Here is a 22,141-nt window from a genome sequence, read left to right as displayed (position 1 = left end):
TTTTAAAGGTTGATTTCTTTTAGTTCCCCGTCTTCCTTAATCTCTACAAACTTACTTTCTCGGTTGGCAGCATCATAACCATAGAAAAAGGTGGAATAAATGGGTGATGAATACAGATAAGTACCCAATCCATTATAAGTATCCGTTGTTCCGGTCTGCTGCTGATAACTTCCTGTTGCCGTAAAGTTTACAATAGTTTCAAGATAATATTTACCGGGTTTGAGTTTTTCAAATTTAAATCGTCCGTGGTCATCTGTTAAAGCTTCTACTCTATATTTAAAAGCCTCTTCAGACATATAAACCGTTGTTTTTTTATTTTCATACTTCTTCCTCATATTATAAAACTCTTCAAAATAAGGAGTTACCGGAAAAAGCATAACCACTGTTCCTTTAGGAGCATAATGTTTCTGTCCAAGCAAAGGCTTAATCCCCCAATTGTTCTTTTGTTTGGTAGAAGCTACCCCTTCAATCGTTGAATTCCCGAAAGCAAGCATATCGCGAGCCATTTTTTTATCAAAGAAAGCTTGCGGATAGTATGTATTCTGCGCCTGTGTATGCAAAAAAGCAAACATCAGTATGAATAAAGTGAATAATTTTTTCATAGTATATTTTTGAATCAAATATAAGTATTTTACTATTTTTGAAATAAAAATAGCTATGAAATACATTTTTTTATTGTTTTTTTCTTTCTCCATCATGGGTTTGGCACAGAAACCTTGTGGATATAAAGACGGTCTGCAGGAAGGAACCTGCAAACAGTTCTATGACAACGGGCAACTAAAATATGTAGTTGAATGGAAAAAAGGAAAGCAGGATGGTGATGCTACTTTTTATTATGATAATGGGAAGGTGGAATCAAAGGGTGAATTTAAGAAAGATTATAAGGTCAAGGAATGGTTATATTATGATAAAAACGGAGTCCTGACTTCTAAAGAAGTATTCAGAAACGGTGAAAAGAATATTTATGACAACAGTCTTACTGCTACTTTTTACTCACCTGCCGGAAAGGTTACAGAAATTTCAAATTATAAATTCGATAAACTGCAGGGTGAAACCAAGACATTTCATGAAGACGGAAAATCAGTAAAGCAATGGGGCCAGTACGACAACGGAATTGCCACCGGAAAATGGAAAGTATTTTATCCATCTGGAAAACTGCAGCGTGAAACAGAATTCGTCAATGGCAAATGGAATGGCAACAGAATCCATTACCGCGAAGACGGAAGCATTGAAAAAACAGAGGTCTATAAAGACGGAAAATTAATCTCAACAAAATAATACAATTGGTACAGAAACTAAAACTGGAGGAACTTAACAGAATAGATGTAGAAACATTTAAGAAAGTTGAAAAAATTCCGTTGGTCATCATTTTAGATAATATCAGAAGTATGCACAACGTAGGTGCTGCTTTCAGAACGGCAGACGCCTTTTTAATTGAAAAAATAATCCTTTGCGGAATTACACCGCAACCGCCACATCGTGAGATTCACAAGGCGGCACTTGGAGCTACGGAAAGTGTAGACTGGGCTCACGAGGAAGATACCAACAATGCAATTTCGGATTTGAAAAGCAAAGGCTATGAAATCATAGGAATTGAACAGACTACCGGTAGCCAGATGATTACAGATTTCACGATTGATAAATCCAAAAAGTATGCTTTAATTTTAGGAAATGAAGTGGAAGGAATCAGCGATGAGGTATTGCCTAATGTGGATGTTTTCTTAGAAATTCCCCAGCTTGGAACCAAACATTCTCTTAATGTAAGTGTATGTGGTGGAATTGTGATGTGGGAGTTTGCAAAGGCTCTAAAATAAAAAAACTGCATATGTCATTAACAGACAGTGCAGTTTGAAATAAATCTAATAAAAAGTAAAAATGAAAGGCGACAAAGGTACTTTTTTTTTCTTTACAAACAAATTTTAACGGCACTTTTTTTGTTTGAACTCAAAAAAAGTCATGTTTTCAGAAACAGATTCGTTTAATTTTTTATAAATTAGCACAATGTTTATCAAGGACTATATCTCAAAAGATTTCCCATGTTTTAGCCTGTCGGACTCTATAGAGTCGGCCAGAAATACATTGGAAGACTTTGGATATTCTCATGTTTTCATCAAAAAATCCCATCACTTCTACGGAGCTCTTGCCAAGGACTTTTTATACGAAGAAGATGGCGGAACTTTGAAGGAACTTGAGCATCAGATCGAAAGATTTGCCATTTTGGAAGATAATAATATTATGGACAGTATTCGTCTGTTTTATACATTCAATTCCAATGTGATCCCGGTGATTAACAAGAATGAAAAGTATTTGGGGTATATCACCTGTGAAGATATTTTTCAGGATCTCTCCCGTTATCCGCTGTTTTCAGAATCAGGAGCTATTCTTACTGTAGAAACTCCTGCCAGAAAATATTCCATGACGGAAATCGCCAACATTGTGGAAAGCAATAATTCGAAATTTTATGGTGGCTTCATTAGCTTTATGTCTGATGAGGTAATTCACATTACCATCAAGATCAGCAATGAAAACTTAGCCTCGATAGACTCAACTTTTGACCGGTACGACTACAGAATTGTTGAAAAATACTATTCTGATGAGAAATCCGATCTGTTTAAAGACCGATTCGGTTTTTTCCAAAAATTTATAGAAATATAACATGAAGGCAGCCATATATTCACAGAAAAAAGATCTTGATACTTTTTTATATTTAAGCAAGTTTATCTCTGAACTTGAAACCAGAGGTGTAAAATCTGTTCTGTACGATGAAATGGCTGAAGCACTTCAATTTTCAAAAATTTTCGAGACTTTCAACAGTAAGCAGGACCTTATTGATAAGGAAGTAGACCTTTTCTTCACTTTCGGTGGAGACGGAACTATTGTAAACTCTCTGACATTTATTGAAGACCTTGAGATCCCTGTAGTAGGGGTAAATACTGGAAGACTCGGGTTTCTTGCCTTCTTTACAAAGGAAGAAGCCTTTAAAGAATTAGATTCTATCTTAAAAGGAGACGTCAAAACCAGTCGTCGTTCGGTAATTGAAGTAGTCTCTCCCAATCTGGAAGGATTTTTCCCTTATGCATTGAATGATGTAACTGTTTCAAGAAAGGAAACCACTTCCATGATTACAGTAGATTCTTATATTAACAACGAATTTTTGAATGTATTTTGGGGAGATGGGGTGATTATCTCCACTCCTACAGGATCTACCGCTTACTCTTTAAGCTGTGGCGGGCCAATCATTTCCCCGAATAACGAAAACTTCGTCATCACTCCTATCGCTCCTCACAATCTGAACGTGAGACCTTTAGTGGTAAATGATAAAGTGGAAATCAAGTTCAGAGTAGAAAGCAGGGTACCACAATACTCATTGTCTTTAGACTCCAGATTGATTCATATTGAAACCGATAAGGAAATTATTATCAGAAAAGCCGGTTTCCAGCTTCTTCTGGTACAGCCCAACAATTTGAGTTTTTATGAAACCATCCGCCAGAAGCTACTTTGGGGACGAGATAAAAGAAATTAATGATTTCTTAAAAATGATTACCTTTACACGAAATTAAACACCTAATAATTTTATAATAAAAAGTAAAACATGAGCAGAATTTTTCCGGCAGGAGTTGCCACAGGTCAGTTAGTTACTGATATCTTTCAGTATGCTAAAGAAAACAAATTTGCATTACCTGCAGTAAACGTAATTGGATCAAGCAACGTAAACGCTACGATGGAAACTGCAGCGAAATTAAACTCTCCTGTAATTATTCAGTTTTCAAATGGTGGAGCTGCTTTCAATGCAGGGAAAGGATTAAGCAATGACGGACAAAAGTCTGCAATCTTAGGAGCTATCGCAGGGGCAAAACACATCCACACTCTTGCAGAAGCTTACGGAGCAACAGTAATTCTTCACACAGACCACTGTGCAAAGAAATTATTACCTTGGATAGACGGATTAATGGATGCTAACGAAGAATTCTTCAAGCAGACAGGAAAATCTCTTTACTCTTCTCACATGTTAGACCTTTCTGAAGAACCTTTAGAAGAAAACCTTGAGATTTCAGCTAGATATTTCGAAAGAATGGCTAAACTTCAGATGACTCTTGAAGTAGAAATCGGAGTAACTGGTGGTGAAGAAGATGGTGTTGACAACTCAGACGTTGATAACTCTAAACTATATACTCAGCCTGAAGATGTAGCTTATACCTATGAAAAGTTAAAAGCTATTTCTGAGAACTTTACTATTGCTGCGGCATTTGGTAACGTACACGGAGTTTACAAGCCAGGAAATGTGGTTCTTACCCCAAAAATCCTTGACAACTCTCAGAAATATGTTCAGGAAAAGTTCGGAACTGCTGCTAAGCCAATTAACTTTGTATTCCACGGGGGTTCTGGATCTACATTGGAAGAAATCAGAGAGGCAATTGACTACGGAGTAATCAAAATGAATATTGATACTGACCTTCAGTTTGCATACACAGAAGGTGTTAGAGATTATATGGTTAACAATGTGGATTATTTAAGAACTCAAATCGGAAACCCTGAAGGAGAAGAAAAACCTAATAAGAAATTCTACGATCCAAGAGTTTGGGTAAGAAAAGGTGAAGAAACTTTCTCTACAAGATTAGTACAAGCATTTGAAGATTTAAATAACGTAAATACTTTAAAATAAGAACTGTACATTTGTACCAATGTAAAAAGGGCTCCCGGAGTGCATTTACATTGGTACATTTTACATTTATACATTAATACAATTAAAAATGGCATTCGACTGGTTTAAAAGAAAAGCAAAAAACATTACCACCTCTACTGATGAGAAAAAAGACGTTCCCAAAGGTCTTTGGCATCAGACTCCATCAGGAAAAGTTGTGGAACATGATGAATTAAAGAGAAATAACTACGTTTCTCCTGAAGATGGATTTCATGTGAGAATAGGAAGTGCGGAATTTTTTGACATCCTTTTTGACGGTGGTAAATTTACCGAACTGGATGCCAATGTTGAAAGTATTGATATCTTAAATTTCAAGGATACAAAACCTTATAAAGACCGTTTAAAAGAAGTAAAAGCAAAAACTAAACTTACAGACTCTATCAGAAATGCTGTAGGAACTGTAAAAGGAACTGAAATGGTAGTTTCTTGTATGGATTTCGCTTTTATCGGTGGATCTTTAGGTTCTGTAATGGGTGAAAAGATCAGAAGAGCTGTAGATTACTGTATCCAGCACAAACTTCCGTATATGATTATCTGTCAGTCCGGAGGAGCAAGAATGCAGGAAGCTACTTACTCTTTGATGCAATTGGCTAAGGTACAGGCTAAATTGGCTCAGCTTTCAGAAGCCGGCCTTTTATACATCGCTTACCTTTGTGACCCAACTTTTGGTGGAATTACAGCATCTTTCGCGATGACTGCCGATATCATCATGGCTGAACCGGGAGCACTAATCGGTTTTGCAGGACCAAGAGTAATCCGTGAAACTATCGGTAGAGACTTACCGGAAGGCTTCCAGACCTCTGAATTCTTACAGGAAAAAGGATTTGTTGACTTCATTGTAAAAAGAACTGAAATTCAGGATACTGTTGCTAAAACCGTTAATTTATTAGCTGTAAAAGCATAATTTCTGTAACAAAAACAATACAGTCTCTCTCTAATTAGGGAGAGATTTTTATTTATGAGGACTTTTAAAATATTTTTCAACACCATCAGGAGTATGAGTTTTAAGAAGATCATGCGTCTCTTATCTCTTGTTCTCCCTCATCCTCTTTTTGCCATACTTAGTTTTCACGCAACCGTTAAGGCATTCACCATTGCCCAGGCAAAATTCCCGGAAACCGCATCTAATAACGGTATAGGAAACGCTTTCAGACATGCCCTTTGGTGCTGCTTTATCATGATGTATTGCTGCAAAATTTCTTCCCCTGAAAAGGCCCTGGATTTCTGTAAAAGAATGACCGACCTTCATGAAGAATTGTTTCCCAACCAACCTCTGGAAACTAAGATGGATCTTCATAATAATAAGCTAGGAATGGATTATTTTATGGAACTTTTACCTGGAATCCACCGACAATTCTTTGAAAAAAGCTTTTTTATAGAAGGATTAATCAAAAAAATGGATGATGCTAAAGTCTTAAAGAGCTTAGATGACAACTTTGAGGGGCATCTTGTTTATCTGGAAGAGTAAATACCTCTTTATTTAAGCCACAAAAGAATTAAAGACTTAAGCTTTTTAAATCTTTGATTTTTATCTTATGTGAACTTTATTATGTTGCATTATTTTAACCTCATTTAAGTGGACTAAAAAAATAAAATCTTCTGTGACTTTTGCAGTTTAAAGTATTTTTGATAAGTTTAAACAATTAAATCAATCGAATGGTTCTCAGCAGAATTTGGTCGGCATTCATTATCATTGCCATTGCCATTGCCAGTATAAAATACATTTCATCAAGCCATTACAAAACCATTTTCAACGATATGGTAGTTGGAAAAGGTGGTGACACGGTGAAGATTGCAACCCAACCCATGAACGCACTGTCACCAATCGTGAAGGACAGCCTGATGAAGAAAAATGATTTTGCAGACAGCAGAATTCATTATAAAACCGATTCTTTAAAGCAAAATGTAGCCGTTTACCGCATTCAGGAAGCTGATGGGGTTATCGGAACTTCAGAAACCGCTGTAAAAATATGTTTGGGGTTAATCGGAATTATGACTCTTTTCATGGGATTCATGAGTATTGCAGAAAAAGCAGGCGGAATTAATCTATTAAGCCGGTTTATTCAACCGTTCTTTTCTAAACTATTCCCGGATATTCCTAAAAATCACCCTGCATTTGGCCACATGCTGATGAATTTCAGTGCCAATCTCTTGGGATTAGATAATGCTGCCACTCCGTTTGGATTGAAGGCAATGGAAAGCCTTCAGACTTTAAATCCTAATAAAGACACTGCCAGCAATTCACAAATCATGTTCCTTTGTCTTCATGCAGGAGGAATGACGCTGATTCCGGTTTCTATTATTGCCATCAGGGCCTCAATGGGCTCTAAAACGCCAACCGATATCTTCCTGCCTTGTATGATTGCCACTTTTGCAGCCACTCTGGCAGCGATGATTATTGTTTCCCTATATCAGAAAATTAATCTTCTTCGCCCTGTCGTAATTGCTTACGTTGGGGGTATTTCAGCTATTATTGCTTTATTGGTTGTTTATCTTGTACAATTGAGTAAAGACGAGCTTGATGATTTCAGTAAGGTATTAAGCAATGGGCTTATTTTATTTATTTTTCTTGCCATTGTACTTGGAGCCGTTTATAAAAAGATCAACGTTTTTGATGCCTTTATTGAAGGGGCTAAAGAAGGATTTACTACCTGTGTAAAGATTATCCCTTATCTGGTTGGAATGCTGATCGCGATTTCCTTATTAAGAACTTCCGGGGTTTTTGATGTTATCATTGACGGCATGAAATGGGTTGCCAATGTAGCTCACCTGGATCCAAGATTTGTGGATGGACTTCCAACGGCATTAATCAAGCCTTTATCCGGTTCCGGAGCAAGAGGAATGATGGTAGATACGATGGCTACTTTCGGAGCAGACAGTTTCCAGGGGAAATTAGCAGCAGTTCTGCAGGGAAGCTCAGATACGACGTTTTACGTGATTGCAGTCTACTTTGGCGCCGTAGCTATAAAGAATACAAGATATACGGTAATTGCTATGCTTTTAGCTGATCTGGTAGGTATTATTACTTCTATTGCATTGGCTTATTTATTCTTTGCTTAATAAAGACTGTTCACCCGTTTATCAGCAACTTTAAACATTAAACTCAAAACTTTAAACCCATTATGATTACAGATAAAGAATTTACCCTAAGACTCATCCGCCAGTTAACACAGGCATTAGAAAAACTGATTCTGGATAAACCTGAAGAAAGTTTAATGCAAAAAGAGCTGGATTTCGATACTTTGATGAGAGATATCTTCAAAATGAATTTCACAGAAGTAGCCTCCATGACCAAGGAAGAAATGATTACACTTGTTAATGAAAGACAGGAAAGAGACCGTAAAGACTATTATGAAATGCTTGGAAACCTTTTCTACTTTAAAAGCAGAGAAGAGCAAAATAAAGACTTTCAGGATAAAGCAAAGACATTTTATGAGCTGTATCTCCAAACCAGTGGAATCTTTGCACTTCCGGTGATTAACAGAATCAACGAATTAAAAAAAGCACTTGAATAAAGTGCTTTTGTATTTTTTAGAATGTAATTTTATAAGTTCCGCTGGAAGACACATTGGCTTTCTCTGCCTTTACATATTTCTTTACCCAGGCAATGGATGTAGAAGATACGCAAGGATCTGAAATTCCTCCTGTTCTTCTTGCAGACACTACATTTCCGGCTTTGTCCACAGTATAGGCAATTGTAATAGAACCACTGGCTGTACAGCTGTGAGATGGTTGTGCTCCACCTCTTCCCATTGTTCCGGGAATATATCCTACAAGTTTTCTATCAATCCCCACTTTACTATCACCATTTCCTTCTCCTCCTAATGGGTCTCCGGCATTTCCCGGACCATTTCCATCACCCTGTCCGCCAGGCTTCTGCCCTTTTCCGCCGAGAAATTTCCCAATAGCAGCATTTCCTTGCCCATCTCCATTTCCGGTTTTTGAGTTGGCTTTAGCAGCTCCAGACTTTTTAGTATTTTTAGCAGTACTTGTACTTGTAGCTTCCTTTTTTTCTGCCTTTTTAGATTCCTCTTTTTTAGCAACTGTATTTTTTGAATTATTTCCTGTTATCACCTTGTCCTTAGCCTCAACTTTCTTTGGTTCAGGTTTAACAACAGGTTCTGGCTTTATTTCGGTTTTTGTTTCAGGAACAGGAACTTCTACAGGCTCCGGCGTTACGACTTCTGTTTCAGCAGCTAAGCTCCCCGGCTGTTCTGCAGGCTCTTCCGCACCGTTTCCATTTCTGTTGTCCCCGAAGTTCACCAGCATAGTGGTTATTACTTCAGGTTCTTTATCCAGTTCAGGTTTTAATTTATAGTAAAAAACAAAAAGCAGAATGGCAGCCCAAATCAGGATAGAGAGTAATGCACTCTTTACCCGGTCCCGGTTTTCCTCGTTTTTGTTTGCGGTGTAGCTTCTCATCTTAAAAAATGATTCTTAGCATTTATTTATCCTTAACGGTTGCAATAGCAATGTTAAATTTATGTTTTTCAGCGATTTCCATTACGAAAACAACATCTTTATGCATGGTGTTTTCATCGGCTCTGATCGTGAAAGATTTATTCGTCTGTCCGTTTAGTTTATCCGAAATGATTTTCTCCAGTTCTCCTTTATTTACGGGATTATCATCCACAAAATAAGAACCATCCGGTTTAATACTTACAATAACAGGATTGGGAATATTATCTTCAACTGCTCCGGCTTTCGGCAGATTCACCTCTATAGCGCTCTGATTAGCCGCAGAAGAGGTAATCATAAAGAAAATCAGCATCAACAGGATAACGTCTGTCATCGCTGCTAAACTGAATTCCGGATTGGCTTTATTTCTTCTCTGAATTTTCATCTTAAGAAAGATTTATAAAGGTTTGTTGATTAGATCTAAAAATTCTCCTGACATATTCTGAGCCTTCAATACAAACTTATCAATTCTTGTTAAAAGAATATTGTAGCAGAAGTTGGCAGGAATTGCCACTGCAAGACCTACAGCCGTTTGTCCTAAAGCCGTATAAATACCTTCCGAAAGTGTTTTCGGAGAAAAAGATCCTGTTGCATGGGAAAGATTGAAGAATGCAATAATCATCCCGATTACTGTTCCCAAAAGTCCTAACATTGGTGCAATACTTGGTACTACCGCCAAAAGATTCAGGTTTTTCTCCATGTTCGCCACTTCTACCTGAGCCTGAGCTTCCATAGCACTTACGATATCAGAAACAGGGCGTCCCAGTCTTGAGATTCCTTTTTCAAGAATTCTTCCTTCCGGAGAGTTCTGTGTTTTACAGTAATCAGCAGCAGCCTCTATTTTTCCTTCCCTAATAAAGTCTTCAATATTATTCATGAAGTTAGAATCCGTCTTTGAAGTAAGCCTTTTAATAAAGAAAAATCTTTCAAAAAACAGGTACAGGGAAAATACGCCCAACAGCAATACGGTTACCATCACTATTTTAGCGAAGGCTCCTCCGTGGAACATGATTTTCCAGAATGAAAATTCTAAATTGTCTGTGGCAACTGCAGGGGTAGTGATTTGTGCAAATAAAATCTGAGAAAGTTCCGTTAACAGCATTAAATGTGAATTTTATTAAAGTTTCAACGACAAATGTAGTGGAATATTATGAATTGCTCTCTTAAAAATTGCTTAAAAACAACTTAAAGTTTGTTATGATTTATAAACAAGCAAATTTCTTTCCAAAAAGAAATTTTGAAAAGAAATCTGGTATTAAAAAGAATGATAAGTAACGTTTAGTCCTCGTCTACTTCAATATCATCCTGCTTGAACTCGCATTTTAGCCTAAAAGGAATCGGAGTATCTGATCCGGTGTAGAAATCATCAATGGTTCCCTTCCATACCACTTGAAGTTCTCCTTCTTCATTTTTCTCGAACAGAAGCTCATTATCGTAGATATAAGCATCTTCATCATCGAAAAGGTCTACCTCTGTATAGGTTTCTTCGTCAGAATCATTGATTTTGATTGTTTTTCCTTCTATGTCCGCAGAATCGATAGGGAAATCGAAGACTTCAAGTGAAAGCTGCGGAAAGTTGTACTGTAATGAATCATCATCTACATGATCCAAACTGTCATCCGTAATAATTTCAACCTCTAAAAAATGTTGCTGGTTGCTATAAACTGCTTTACAATAAGTATTTCTGATATTGTATTTTAGCGTTTCGTCCGGATGGTAAATTTTTAAAATCCCTTTCATTTTTCCTTAAAAAAGAACTGTAATAATATGATTGTTAAACGTTTTAGACAAAGATAAAAAATTGATTTAATGTGAAAAGGATTTTGAATATTATTTTTTAAAATCAATTCATACAATGGTATGAATCTCCCAATAATACTTACTTTTGTTTTATAAAGATTCTGAACATGAAAAATATTTTATCGAAAAGTATTCTGGGACTGGGATTAATGGTTGGTCTTGCTTCGTGCAAAAAGACTGATTCTCCTCTTACAAAGGTGACGCCTACCAACCTGGATTCTATTGCATCTAATTATTATGAACAGTATCTTAAGTTATATCCTTTAGATGCTACGGCTCAAGGAGACCTGAGATACAATGACCAGCTTCCCATTAATATTGATAAAGATTTCATCTCAGGAGAAGTTGCTTTTTACAATTCTGTACAGAAACAGTTGGAAAATGTAGATTACAAGGCTCTTTCTGATGAAGATAAGGTAGTATATGATGTATTGGACTATACTTTAAAAGATAAAATTGAAGCTTATGCTTATCATCCGGAATATATCCCGTTCACTCAGTTCGGAGGCCTTCCTTTAAACTTTCCATTGTATGGAAGCGGACAGGGAAGCCAGCCTTTCAAAACGGAAAAAGATTACAGCGACTGGCTGAAAAGAATGGAAAAATTCCCGGAATGGATGGATGCAGCAACAGATAACTTCCGTGATGGAATCAATAATAAAGTGGTTCTTCCTAAAAAACTGATTGTCAAAATGATTCCTCAAATGAAAGCTGAAGAAATCATCACTCAGGATATGGATAAAAATATTTTCTACGGCCCAATCAAAAATTTCCCGAAAAGTTTTACTCAGGCTCAAAAAGATAAATTTTCAGCACTTTATAAAGACGCCATTACCAAGAAAATCATTCCTGCCTATACTAAAATGGGAGCATTCCTTGAAAAAGAATATTTACCAAAAGGTAGAGATACTGATGGATATAACAGCCTTCCCAACGGAAATGAAATTTACGGGTATTATGTAAAAAGCTGGACAACAACCAAAAAATCTCCTGAAGAGATCAATAAAATCGGATTGCAGCAGGTTGCTATGCTTCGGGCAGAAATGGAGAAAGTGAAGCAACAGGTTGGTTTTTCGGGAACACTTGAAGAATTTATCACGCATGTGAAAACAGATCCAAAAGCAATGCCTTATAAGACTTCCAAAGAAGTTTTAGATGGATTCAACAGTATTCTGACAAAGATTACTCCCAAGCTGAAGACCATGTTCAATGTAACACCTAAAACGAAGTTTGAAATCAGACAGACGGAAAAATTCAGAGAAGCCAGTGCCAGTGCAGAATACATTCCCGGAACTCCGGACGGAAAAAGAGCCGGAATTTTCTATGTTCCGCTTCCTGACCCTACCAAGTTCAATGTTACTTCAGGAATGGAATCTTTATTCTTACACGAAGCAATTCCGGGACATCATTATCAGGTTTCTCTTCAGCAGGAAAATACAAAGCTTCCAAAGTTCATGAGATTCGGATGGTTTGGCGCTTATGGCGAAGGATGGGCCCATTATTGTGAGACTCTAGGGCCTGAATTTGGGCTATATACAGATCCTTACCAAAAAATGGGATATTTAAGCGATCAGATGCTGAGAGCGGTAAGATTAGTGGTAGATACAGGCTTACATACAGGAAAAATGAGCAGAGAAGAAGCTATTAAATATTTCCTGAGCAATATTTCTTATGATGAAGGATCTGCAGTAGCTGAAGTGGAAAGATATATGGCGATGCCAGGGCAAGCTTTAGGATATAAAATCGGATCTTTAAGAATCCGTGAATTGAGAGAAAAATATCAGAAAGAACTTGGTAACAAATTTAATCTGGCAAGCTTCCACGATGAAGTATTAAGCCAGGGATGCCTTCCACTGGATGTTCTGAACAGAAAGATGGAGCTTTGGGCTAAAAAACAAAAATAACACACAATATAAATGGGACTAATTGTCCCATTTTTTAATTTTAAAACCACTCACAATGATCACAGCATCTTTACGTTCTCTTTACCACAGAGACATGAACAAGCTAAAAACAGAAGTTGAAGCCTATCAAAATGAAGAAAACCTTTGGAAGACTGATAAAAACATCTCTAATTCTGCGGGTAACCTATGCCTGCACCTGATCGGAAATCTTAATCATTTTATGGGAGCACAGCTGGGAAATACAGGCTATGTAAGGCATCGTGAACTTGAATTTTCATTAAAAGATATCCCAAGAACTGAACTTATTGCAAAAATTGAAGCTACAACAGCCATGATAGACTCGGTTTTAAGCCAACTTCCTGAGACTGAAATGGAAAAAGAGTATCCTCTTGTTGTTTTTGAAGATAAGATGACAACAGGTTATTTTCTGATTCACCTGCTTTCTCATTTGGACTATCACTTAGGGCAGATTAATTATCATAGAAGGTTATTGGATCTGTAACTACTTAAACTACCCCGTCTTATTGCCGTGCAAAAATCCATCCCTTCAGAGAAGGGGAATTTTGCTTGGTAAAACATCAGGGTTTCTACTTCTCAAACATCATTTTAGTAATAAAATCCTTCTCCCCTTTTCCTCTTGCCGGAGAATATTCTCTACCGTAGAAAATGATCTGAAGATGAAGTTTGTTCCATACTTCTTCCGGGAATAATTTTTTGGCATCTTTTTCTGTTTCCACTACATTTTTACCAGAAGTAAGTTTCCACTGCGTCATCAGACGATGGATATGTGTATCTACGGGAAAAGCAGGAAATCCAAAACCCTGGCTCATTACTACTGATGCTGTTTTATGTCCTACGCCTGGAAGCGCCTCTAATTCTTCATAAGTCTGTGGAACAATACCATTATGTCTCTCTAATAGAAGTTCAGCCATTCTCTTTAAGTTTTTGGCTTTGGTATTGGATAATCCTATTTCTTTAATTAACTCCTTAATCTGAAACTCTTCCAGCTTCGCCATTCTCTGTGGAGTTCCGGCTACCTCGAAAAGGTTTGGGGTAACTTCATTTACTTTTTTATCCGTTGTCTGTGCAGAAAGTGCCACAGCCACCATTAAGGTATAAGGATCTGTATGATCCAAAGGAATAGGCGTTGTAGGATACAGTTTATCCAGTTCTCTCTGAACGAGCTCAGCTCTTTGCTTTTTTGTCATTTTACCCTTAAATTTGAACAAAAATAAATCATTATGCTGAAAGTTGGAGATAAATTACCTCAATTTGAAGGAACAAACCAGAATGGAGAAACAATATCTTCATCAAATTTAATCGGAAAGAAGCTAGTTGTTTTCTTTTATCCACAAGCTAACACTCCAACATGTACTGTTGAAGCATGTAATCTGAGTGATAATTATTCCAAGCTTGAAAAAGCAGGATATCAGTTACTGGGAGTGAGTGGAGATTCCGTAAAAAAACAGAAAAACTTCCATAGCAAATTTGCTTTTCCTTATGATCTTATTGCAGATGAAAACCGTGATATTATTGAAAAATTTGGAGTTTGGCAGGAAAAAAAGACATTTGGTAAAACGTATATGGGAATTGTAAGAACCACATTTATTTTTGATGAAAAAGGGGAATGCACCAGAGTCATTGAAAAAGTAACTTCCAAAACAGCTGCTGAGCAGATTTTAGAAGGATAATTTTTTTTAAACACAAATAGCACAAAGATATTCACAAATAACACTAATAAATGAACTGTATTATTTGTGAATATTTTTTATTGTCTATTCTGTTTCGTAATAGTTTAGCTCTTCTGTTTCTCCAGGAAGCGTAACGAACTTTTTAAACTTCAGTCCCAGCTTTTCGATCAGCTTTTGTGAAGAAAGGTTTTCTTTTGAAATAATTGCAGATATTTTTGCCAGTCCGAAATCTTCCATTCCAATAGATTTTACCTTTTGAGCAGCCTCAAAAGCATATCCTTTTCCTTCAAACTCTTCCAGCAAGGAATACCCTATATCTACCACATCAAGACCTTCTCTTTCAAAGATTCCCACCGCTCCTATTTTTTCTTTACTGTCCTTGGTTACTAAAAGATAATTTCCATACCCCAGCCTTTCAATTTGTGGGACAAATCTGTTAAGAATATAGTTTTCAGCGTCTTCAGCAGTATTCACATTTCGGTCGCCAATATGCTGAATAAATTTTGGCCTGTTGTAAAGATCAAAAACAAAATCTCTGTCTTCGGCAGACATTGGACGAAGTATTAAGCGCTCAGTTTCATAAGTATTATCTGCGCTTGGATGTTTTTTGGGATTCATCTTTTCTTGGTTCTTCTTTTTTCTCGACTTTTAAAAGCCTTGGGTTATTAGCACATTTTTTATTGTAAAGCTCAATATAGGTTCCGTTATCCTTTACATTCGTTACAAGCCCTGTTGTTTTATTAACTGTTACTGTATAATGTGTTTTCTGATAAGGACATTCCTGAGAAGTTAGTTTTCCAAGATCCAGATAGTAATTCTTTAGATCTTCATGATAATTCCCTGCAAGATCTTTAAATTCTTCATCCACCATATAACCATCAGCAGCCAGTATTATTGCCGCTTCCTGAGCATTGTCTATCTTTCCCACAAAAGTCTTTAAAGCTTCCGTATCAAGGACATAATTAATTTTTCCTCCTGAAGAATAGGCTATATAGTAAAAGCTATCTTCACTGGGAAACAGATTAAATCCGGAGAACTGGGGTGTATAGCTGATCTTACCACCAGATATTTTGATCTCCTCCCCTTTTCCATAGTTATTGTATACCAATGTCCATGAATCTACATTGGCATCAGGCTCTATTTTCTGTAATATATTAGGGATACTCGAAAACTTTTTCTTGTCCTGAGCATATCCCAGAATGGTAAAAAGTAAAAGTACTAATGTCGTGAATCGGAATGCAAATTTAATCATAGCCTAAAAATAAGCATAAAAGATACCAAATATTACATAAATTTATCTCCCTTCTTGAAATTTTTCAGATCCAGAACATAATCCTTGATTAGTTGGTCATTATCTCTAGGACAAATAAGAAGAGCCTTATCAGTATCCACCACAATATAATTTTCAAGACCATCAATAATGACGGCTTTATTATTGTTTTTTAAACGGATAATGTTTCCTTTTGAGTTATAGGCGAGTAAATGCTTTAGTTTCACAGCATTTCCATCCTTATCTTTTTCTGTATTTTCATATACGGAAGTCCATGTTCCCAGGTCGCTCCAGCCAAGATCTGATGGAATAACATATACATTTTTAGCTTTTTCTAAAATTCCGTTATCAATAGAAATTTTCTGAACTTTAGGATAAATGATTTCTATACAGCTGTTTTCTTTCTCTGAATTATACTCACAAGCCATAAAATGCTGTGTCATCTCAGGAAGATACATTTCGAAAGCATGGTGAATACTTTTTATATTCCAGATAAATATTCCCGCATTCCAAAGGAAATCACCACTTTCCAAAAAGCTTTGAGCAATTTCGAGAATGGGTTTTTCAGTAAATGTTTTTACTTTGAAATATTCTGAGTTTTTCTTTTCTACAAACTGAATGTATCCATAGCCCGTATCGGGTCTTGTAGGGGTAATTCCCAATGTTACCAAATAATCATGTTTAGAGGCCAGGTCAAATGCCAGCATTACTTTCTCCAAAAAAACATCCTCTTTAAGAATCAGGTGATCTGCCGGAAGAACAATCATAGTAGCGTTTGGATTGATTTCAGCAATCTTATTGGCCATGTAAAGATTACAGGCCGCAGTATTTTTCATCAGAGGTTCACCCACAATATTTTCTTCAGGAATTTCCGGAAGCTGCTGATGAGAAAGCGCTACATATTCTTTATTCGTGATAACGAATATATGTTCTTTGGGGATTACCTTGCTGATTCTATCATAAGTTTGTTGAATCATGGTACGCCCTGTTCCTAAAATATCCTGAAACTGTTTTGGAAATTTCTGCGTACTCATAGGCCAGAATCTGCTCCCGATTCCTCCCGCCATTATCACGCAGTATCTATCTGATTTTAACATTCTTAGCTACATTTTTCTACCCTTGCTAAAGGCTTGAAAGAATACTTCCTTCCCGTAGCCAGGTTCTTACAAAGATAGTTTTTTTTAATCAGACCTTCTAATAAATACTTTTCGTTACGATATATAAAAAATTCTCCTTTTTGTAACTGTTCGATAAAATGGAGTCTATCATCCTGCTTTTCAGTATGAAAATATCTTACAAGATCAGGACTCGCCATAAAATTAGCCTTTGGCGATTTTGAAAATTTTACAATAATGGGTTTCAACTCTTCATCATAAATTTCAAGGCTTTCAAGCAGCATATTTCTAAAGGTTTCTTTCCACTCATTACCATGTGGAGAGATTCTTCTGCCATATTTTTCAAAAGCGATCAGGTGTGCCAGTTCATGAGTAAGCACAAAGAAAAAAAGTTGTGGGGTAAGTGTAGAGTTTACCGTAATTTCATGCGAGTTATCCGGAAGTTTTCTATAATCTCCCAGCTTAGAATTTCTGTTTCTGGTGACTTTTATATGAATATAATAATCTGAAAACCAAATTCTTAAATATTTAAGTGTATTTTGTGGTAAATATTTTTCTAATGATTGGATAGACATTTTACAAACTTAGTGGAATTCCTGCATAGAAATTCAATAGTTTAAGACTGAAAAGATAATTATATTTCGCCTGCGCTACTGATCCCTGTGCATTTGCATAATTATTTCTTGCAACATTAACATCGTAAATGGTTGTTTTTCCCGCAGCATAACTTTTATCGGCAAAATCAAGGGCTAGCTTAGAACTCTTTTCTGCTTCTACTGCTGCCAGATACGATTCATAGTTAGCATCAGCATCAAACTGGGCTTTTTGCACATTCTGTCTTACCGTTTGTTTCTGCTGTTCCAATGTATTTTTAGCAATACTCTCATTAATTCTGGACTGTTCTACCTGCAATTTTGTAATCCCTTTATTAAAAATAGGAATATTTACAGACAGGCTGGCCTGTTGTCCGAAGTTATCATTATACTGTTGGAAAAATCCTTTTTCTTTAACATAAACAAGAGCATTACCAATATTATCGGTATTCAAAAGGTTATTATAGAAAGTTCCAATTCCAGCACTTGCTGTTATAGTGGGCCAGTAAGCCGTTTTTGAAACTTCTGTCTGAGCTTCCGCAGAATTGATTCTGCTTTCAGCTGCTTTAATCTGAGGTTGGGATTCATAGGCAATTGCCAACACATCATCTACAGACTTAAGTTCAGGAGAGAGCTGATCTGAAACCGCAACATCTTCCACGTCAAAATTCTTATAATCAGACAACTGTAAAAGTTGAACCAAAGCAAATAAACTGCGTCCTACATTTACTTCTGCTGTTTTCAAATTTTGTTTTTCTCTGGCTAATGCAGCCTCTGCTTCTGCCAAAACAGTTTGAGCCGTTGTTCCTACAGATGTTGTTATTTTGGCTCTGTCATACTGTTTCTTTGCATTCTCAACAGCACTTTCAGAGATTTTCACAATCTCTTTATTTAATAATGTGGTTAGATATTGCTGAGCGATCTGTAATGAGATATCATTTTTAATAGTTTCCACATCATACAAACTCGCCTGCAGGTCAAATTCTGTTTTTCTAACAGTCTTTTCCAATCTGCCATTATTATACACCAGGATATCAGCACCAATATTAGCACTGTTACTGAATCTGTCATTCCTTAAACTTCCTGTACCAAAAGATGTTTGCCCGAAACTGACTGTATTTCCTAAAGATGCTGAAACAGAAGGTAAATATCCCTTTTTAGCAATTTTAAGATTAGCATCCTGTGATTGTTTGTTATATTGATTTTGGATAACCTGAAGATTATGCTCCACTGCATAGCTTACGCATTCTTTTAAAGACCATTTCTTCTGGGCGCTTAAACCCAGGCAACTTAATCCAAAAACGATAATCCAAACTTTTTTCATAGGTAGATGTTTATTTGTTTTTAATGGTCATATGGAATCGTGTGATATCACCAGTATTTGTGATTGTTAACCATAGCGATTTCATATTAAGATTTTTCCCTATTAGACGAAGTAAATATAAAAAAGTTACAGATTGAAAAAAATAGTTTCATTTTAATAAAACTTTTGAGAATTTTGTATCATGACAAACGAACAATATCAGGAAGCTATCGACTGGCTTTTCGTACAAATGCCCAACTACCAGATAGATGGACAGAAGGCTTATAAACCAGGACTTGACAATATCACCAAGCTTTGTGCTTACTTTGGAAATCCTCAGGAGAAAATAAAATGTATCCACATTGGCGGAACCAATGGAAAAGGATCTTCAAGCAATATGCTGGCATCCGTTCTTCAGGAAGCAGGTTATAAAGTGGGGCTATATAATTCTCCACATCTGATAGACTTTACTGAGCGCATAAAGGTGAATGGTAAAAATTGTCATAAAGAGTTTGTCTTTGATTTTATTCAGAAACTTAAAAATATTCCGGAAGATATCCGCCCATCCTTCTTTGAGTTCACTACTATTATGGCTTTTGAATATTTTTACCAGCAGCAGGTAGATTATGCCATTATTGAAGTGGGGCTAGGAGGAAGACTGGATTCTACTAATATTATAAAACCTCTGGTTTCTGCAATTACAAATGTACAGCTTGATCATCAGAATATACTGGGCGACACCATTGAAGAAATTGCGGCAGAAAAAGCTGGAATCATCAAAAAGAATACTCCAATTATTTCAGGAGATGAAAATGAGGCTGTAAAAACAATCATCAGGGAAAAAGCAATGAAGGAAAGTGCTCCTTTTATAGATGCAACACTTCTTGCCACCAACCTTTCCTCTGACCTGAAAGGAAATTATCAGCAAAAGAATATCCGTGTGGTTCTGGCCATTGTTGAGGAATTAAAAAAACAACATATTAGTATTACAAATAAGGATCTTGAGAACGGCTTATTGAATGTTCACAAAAATACAGGATTCATTGGGCGTTGGTTTGAATTCTCTCAAAATCCGCTTACCATTTGTGATACGGCACATAATCAAGCAGGTTTAGAGCATGTTTTTTCACAATTAAATTCTATTGACAGACATAAGCATGTTATTTTGGGGTTTGTAAATGATAAAAAAATAGATGAAGTAATGAATTTACTTCCTGAAAATTCCGAGTTTTATTTTGCCAAACCATCCATCAACAGGGGAAGACACCCCGAAGATTACGAAAATCTTCTTCAGGAGGCGAAAATTTTTTATAAAATTTTTAATTCCGTACAGGAAGCGTATCTATCTGCAAAAGAACGATGTACAAACGAAGAAATGATTTTTATTGGCGGAAGTAACTTTGTTGTTGGAGATTTTTTAGAAAAAAATTTAGAGTATTAAAAATAAGTTGTATATTTGCACCACTCTAAACGAGAAAACAACAAACAAAGTCTAGAGGGTTCTTAGCTCAGTTGGTTCAGAGCATCTGGTTTACACCCAGAGGGTCGGGGGTTCGAATCCCTCAGGACCCACAGAAAAGGAAACGAAACCTTTAAAAAAAATTCGGGTTCTTAGCTCAGTTGGTTCAGAGCATCTGGTTTACACCCAGAGGGTCGGGGGTTCGAATCCCTCAGGACCCACAGAAAGGAAACGAAACCTTTAAAAAAAATTCGGGTTCTTAGCTCAGTTGGTTCAGAGCATCTGGTTTACACCCAGAGGGTCAGGGGTTCGAATCCCTTAGGACCCACAAAAAATCTCTCAGAAATCTGGGAGATTTTTTTATTATCAATTTTCCTGTAATTTATTTCATTTTTCTTACCAACACGGCCAATTTATAGAAATCAAAATACCGTATGCTGGGATTCTCTGAAAGAAGATTAGCCCTTACTTTTTTTTCAAAAGCTTTATATATAGAGAGAAATAATGGAATACATCCAAGGCGCTTCAGCATTATTGCTGCTTTATACACCTTAATATCCTTAATTAGTTTGCTGTTTTGTGGATTTTTTGAAAGCCTGAATAAAGACTCCATCCCTATTTCTGCCTTACCCAGAAAAATGGCATTATTGGTATCATCAACATGAACAACAGGATTGGTCATTGCAAGGAATTTTGTTTTATTTTGTTCCAGGAGCTTAGCAAACACGAAATCTTCGTATCCATATTCCGTTAGCGTTTCGTCAAAAGGAAATTTTTCAAGCGTTTTTTTTGAAATAATAAAATTTACGGTTTTAAATAATGAAAAATCATAAGACCGGCGGCCAGAAAAGATTTCTCTTTCCACAGAATACCTGTTTCTAAGCGTTGATGCATATCGGGGATCAATTGTAAAACTGCCGTAAATAAGCTCTAAGTCCGGATGTTTATTTATTTCGGAGATGTAATTCCACAGAAACGTTTTTCCGGCTATTTTAACGTCGCAATCCAGGAATAAAAGATATTCTCCCGAAGAATATTGCAGAAAAAGATTCCGAATCCTGGAACGTCCTATATTTTTTTCAAGGAAAATCTGCTTTTCCACGTGGTTTTTAAGCTCTTCGTTGATAGATTTAAAGGCAACATCAGAAGCATCATCTATCAATATAATCTCAGCATCAATTTTCTGATTGTCAATTTCTTTTTTTAAATCAAAAACCAATTCACGGACATCAAAATTATAGATAGGAATGCAGATTGAAAGCTTCATGATATCATATTTTGTCAATAACTTTCTGAATAGTGAACTCTTCAAGGCAGGCCCAATCTCCTCTGTAACATTCTTTATCTCCAAAAACTGAACATGGCCTGCAGGAAAGATCTTTTACCTGCACTACATCCTCTTCACTCTGTCCGAATCCTAAAAAGCCAGCGTAAGGATGCGTTTCACACCAGATAGAAACACATCGGGTTCCCATAAGACTTGCCAGATGCATGTTGGCAGAATCCATGGAAATCATTACTTCAAGCTCTGAGATCTTCTGAAGTTCTTCGGTAAGGCTTAACTTTCCGGAAAGACTTTTGGTATTAGGAATTTTACTTTCCCAGGATTCAAGGGTTTCCGTCTCTTTTTTTCCGCCTCCAAAGAAGTATACCGTATGTTTCTGAGCCAGAAGCCTGGCCAGCTCAAATGATTTTTCAAGTGGGAGCATTTTCCCTTTATGCTGGGCAAAAGGAGCAAATCCGATTCCTGTTTTATGTTCCGAAACCGGTCTGAGCTTTTGAGATAACTCTACTTTAAACCCCATTTCCCGGAAAACATCTGCATACCGCTCAACTGTTTTTTTCA

Annotated in this window: 26 protein-coding genes and 3 tRNA genes; 16 read left to right on the top strand and 13 right to left on the bottom strand. The window is 36.5% G+C overall.

Translation table 11 applies throughout. The annotated features are described in order from the left end of the window. Positions 1-2: 2 nt before the first annotated feature. Positions 3-602, bottom strand: coding sequence for a hypothetical protein (locus BBH99_RS13550; RefSeq protein ID WP_066696619.1), 600 nt, complete (start codon positions 600-602; stop codon positions 3-5). Positions 603-657: 55 nt separating this feature from the next. Between BBH99_RS13550 and BBH99_RS13545 the strand changes: the two genes are divergently transcribed. From BBH99_RS13545 to BBH99_RS13505, 9 genes are all read left to right on the top strand, one after another. Continuing rightward, positions 658-1,278, top strand: a complete 621-nt coding sequence (locus BBH99_RS13545; protein WP_066696617.1) for a toxin-antitoxin system YwqK family antitoxin — start codon at positions 658-660, stop codon at positions 1,276-1,278. Between the two features lie 5 nt (positions 1,279-1,283). Next, entirely contained in the window at positions 1,284-1,814 is a 531-nt protein-coding gene (locus BBH99_RS13540) for an RNA methyltransferase (RefSeq protein WP_066696614.1), read from the top strand. Between the two features lie 187 nt (positions 1,815-2,001). Further along, a complete protein-coding gene (locus BBH99_RS13535; protein WP_066696612.1) occupies positions 2,002-2,655 on the top strand; it encodes a CBS domain-containing protein in 654 nt (217 codons plus the stop codon). Between the two features lies 1 nt (position 2,656). Further along, on the top strand, positions 2,657-3,523 hold the full coding sequence (locus tag BBH99_RS13530) for an NAD kinase (RefSeq protein WP_066696610.1): 867 nt from the start codon (positions 2,657-2,659) through the stop codon (positions 3,521-3,523). 69 nt (positions 3,524-3,592) lie between these two features. Next, positions 3,593-4,663, top strand: a complete 1,071-nt coding sequence (gene fbaA, locus BBH99_RS13525; RefSeq protein ID WP_066696608.1) for a class II fructose-bisphosphate aldolase — start codon at positions 3,593-3,595, stop codon at positions 4,661-4,663. Between the two features lie 88 nt (positions 4,664-4,751). Further along, entirely contained in the window at positions 4,752-5,606 is an 855-nt protein-coding gene (gene accD / locus BBH99_RS13520) for an acetyl-CoA carboxylase, carboxyltransferase subunit beta (protein ID WP_027372091.1), read from the top strand. A 54-nt stretch (positions 5,607-5,660) separates the two neighbouring features. Then, positions 5,661-6,170 carry a DUF6973 domain-containing protein gene (locus tag BBH99_RS13515; RefSeq protein WP_066696605.1) on the top strand — a complete coding sequence of 170 codons (510 nt, stop codon included), beginning with the start codon at positions 5,661-5,663 and terminating at the stop codon, positions 6,168-6,170. A gap of 188 nt (positions 6,171-6,358) precedes the next feature. After that, a complete protein-coding gene (locus BBH99_RS13510; protein ID WP_066696603.1) occupies positions 6,359-7,762 on the top strand; it encodes a nucleoside recognition domain-containing protein in 1,404 nt (467 codons plus the stop codon). Positions 7,763-7,824: 62 nt separating this feature from the next. Then, entirely contained in the window at positions 7,825-8,217 is a 393-nt protein-coding gene (locus BBH99_RS13505; protein ID WP_066696596.1) for a hypothetical protein, read from the top strand. A 16-nt stretch (positions 8,218-8,233) separates the two neighbouring features. On the opposite strand, the gene BBH99_RS13500 is transcribed toward BBH99_RS13505, so the two are convergent. The 4 genes from BBH99_RS13500 to BBH99_RS13485 all read right to left on the bottom strand — a co-directional run bounded on the left by BBH99_RS13500 (position 8,234) and on the right by BBH99_RS13485 (position 10,900). Beyond that, a complete protein-coding gene (locus BBH99_RS13500; protein ID WP_066696585.1) occupies positions 8,234-9,124 on the bottom strand; it encodes a ferric siderophore ABC transporter substrate-binding protein in 891 nt (296 codons plus the stop codon). Positions 9,125-9,146: 22 nt separating this feature from the next. Then, positions 9,147-9,545, bottom strand: a complete 399-nt coding sequence (locus tag BBH99_RS13495; protein ID WP_066696582.1) for an ExbD/TolR family protein — start codon at positions 9,543-9,545, stop codon at positions 9,147-9,149. A gap of 12 nt (positions 9,546-9,557) precedes the next feature. Next, positions 9,558-10,262: a MotA/TolQ/ExbB proton channel family protein gene (locus BBH99_RS13490; RefSeq protein WP_066696579.1), complete on the bottom strand. Its 705-nt coding sequence runs from the start codon at positions 10,260-10,262 to the stop codon at positions 9,558-9,560. 176 nt (positions 10,263-10,438) lie between these two features. Beyond that, positions 10,439-10,900 carry a hypothetical protein gene (locus BBH99_RS13485; protein WP_066696576.1) on the bottom strand — a complete coding sequence of 154 codons (462 nt, stop codon included), beginning with the start codon at positions 10,898-10,900 and terminating at the stop codon, positions 10,439-10,441. A 167-nt stretch (positions 10,901-11,067) separates the two neighbouring features. On the opposite strand from BBH99_RS13485, the gene BBH99_RS13480 reads away from it, so the two are divergent. Together BBH99_RS13480 and BBH99_RS13475 are read left to right on the top strand one after the other, a co-directional pair. Continuing rightward, positions 11,068-12,864, top strand: a complete 1,797-nt coding sequence (locus BBH99_RS13480) for a DUF885 domain-containing protein (protein ID WP_066696574.1) — start codon at positions 11,068-11,070, stop codon at positions 12,862-12,864. 55 nt (positions 12,865-12,919) lie between these two features. After that, positions 12,920-13,366, top strand: coding sequence for a DinB family protein (locus BBH99_RS13475; RefSeq protein ID WP_066696572.1), 447 nt, complete (start codon positions 12,920-12,922; stop codon positions 13,364-13,366). An 85-nt stretch (positions 13,367-13,451) separates the two neighbouring features. On the opposite strand, the gene BBH99_RS13470 is transcribed toward BBH99_RS13475, so the two are convergent. Continuing rightward, on the bottom strand, positions 13,452-14,072 hold the full coding sequence (locus BBH99_RS13470; protein ID WP_066696570.1) for an endonuclease III domain-containing protein: 621 nt from the start codon (positions 14,070-14,072) through the stop codon (positions 13,452-13,454). Positions 14,073-14,105: 33 nt separating this feature from the next. Between BBH99_RS13470 and bcp the strand changes: the two genes are divergently transcribed. Next, a complete protein-coding gene (bcp, locus tag BBH99_RS13465) occupies positions 14,106-14,555 on the top strand; it encodes a thioredoxin-dependent thiol peroxidase (RefSeq protein ID WP_066696569.1) in 450 nt (149 codons plus the stop codon). Between the two features lie 84 nt (positions 14,556-14,639). Here bcp and BBH99_RS13460 read toward each other — a convergent pair whose 3' ends face one another. From BBH99_RS13460 to BBH99_RS13440, 5 genes are read right to left on the bottom strand one after another with little or no spacing between them, the layout of a single operon-like run. Beyond that, entirely contained in the window at positions 14,640-15,173 is a 534-nt protein-coding gene (locus BBH99_RS13460) for a GNAT family N-acetyltransferase (protein WP_066696566.1), read from the bottom strand. Then, positions 15,142-15,807 carry a hypothetical protein gene (locus tag BBH99_RS13455; protein ID WP_066696564.1) on the bottom strand — a complete coding sequence of 222 codons (666 nt, stop codon included), beginning with the start codon at positions 15,805-15,807 and terminating at the stop codon, positions 15,142-15,144. The genes BBH99_RS13460 and BBH99_RS13455 overlap by 32 nt, the downstream gene beginning before the upstream one ends. 32 nt (positions 15,808-15,839) lie before the next feature. Next, entirely contained in the window at positions 15,840-16,922 is a 1,083-nt protein-coding gene (locus BBH99_RS13450) for a mannose-1-phosphate guanylyltransferase (RefSeq protein WP_228390813.1), read from the bottom strand. A 2-nt stretch (positions 16,923-16,924) separates the two neighbouring features. Beyond that, complete coding sequence (locus tag BBH99_RS13445) at positions 16,925-17,515, bottom strand: SprT-like domain-containing protein (RefSeq protein WP_066696562.1); 591 nt, start codon at positions 17,513-17,515, stop codon at positions 16,925-16,927. Position 17,516: 1 nt separating this feature from the next. Continuing rightward, positions 17,517-18,857: a TolC family protein gene (locus BBH99_RS13440; RefSeq protein WP_066696560.1), complete on the bottom strand. Its 1,341-nt coding sequence runs from the start codon at positions 18,855-18,857 to the stop codon at positions 17,517-17,519. A gap of 181 nt (positions 18,858-19,038) precedes the next feature. On the opposite strand from BBH99_RS13440, the gene BBH99_RS13435 reads away from it, so the two are divergent. From BBH99_RS13435 to BBH99_RS13420, 4 genes are all read left to right on the top strand, one after another. After that, positions 19,039-20,277 (top strand): bifunctional folylpolyglutamate synthase/dihydrofolate synthase, encoded by a 1,239-nt coding sequence (locus BBH99_RS13435; RefSeq protein ID WP_066696558.1) that lies wholly within the window; start codon positions 19,039-19,041, stop codon positions 20,275-20,277. A 56-nt stretch (positions 20,278-20,333) separates the two neighbouring features. After that, positions 20,334-20,408: transfer RNA gene (locus BBH99_RS13430), tRNA-Val, on the top strand. Between the two features lie 33 nt (positions 20,409-20,441). Continuing rightward, a tRNA-Val gene (locus tag BBH99_RS13425) sits at positions 20,442-20,516 on the top strand. 32 nt (positions 20,517-20,548) lie between these two features. Continuing rightward, positions 20,549-20,623 (top strand) — tRNA-Val (locus BBH99_RS13420). Positions 20,624-20,677: 54 nt separating this feature from the next. Here the strand turns inward: BBH99_RS13420 and BBH99_RS13415 are convergent. Together BBH99_RS13415 and BBH99_RS13410 are read right to left on the bottom strand one after the other, a co-directional pair. Continuing rightward, a complete protein-coding gene (locus BBH99_RS13415) occupies positions 20,678-21,562 on the bottom strand; it encodes a glycosyltransferase family 2 protein (protein WP_066696645.1) in 885 nt (294 codons plus the stop codon). Positions 21,563-21,566: 4 nt separating this feature from the next. Then, a partial coding sequence (locus BBH99_RS13410; RefSeq protein WP_165601943.1) for a glycosyltransferase family 9 protein occupies positions 21,567-22,141 on the bottom strand: 575 nt, incomplete at its 5' end.

The organism is Chryseobacterium contaminans (assembly GCF_001684955.1).
GTDB lineage: Bacteria > Bacteroidota > Bacteroidia > Flavobacteriales > Weeksellaceae > Chryseobacterium > Chryseobacterium contaminans.
Note: the sequence above shows the minus strand (reverse complement) of the source record. Positions and strands in the feature narration are given on the sequence as shown.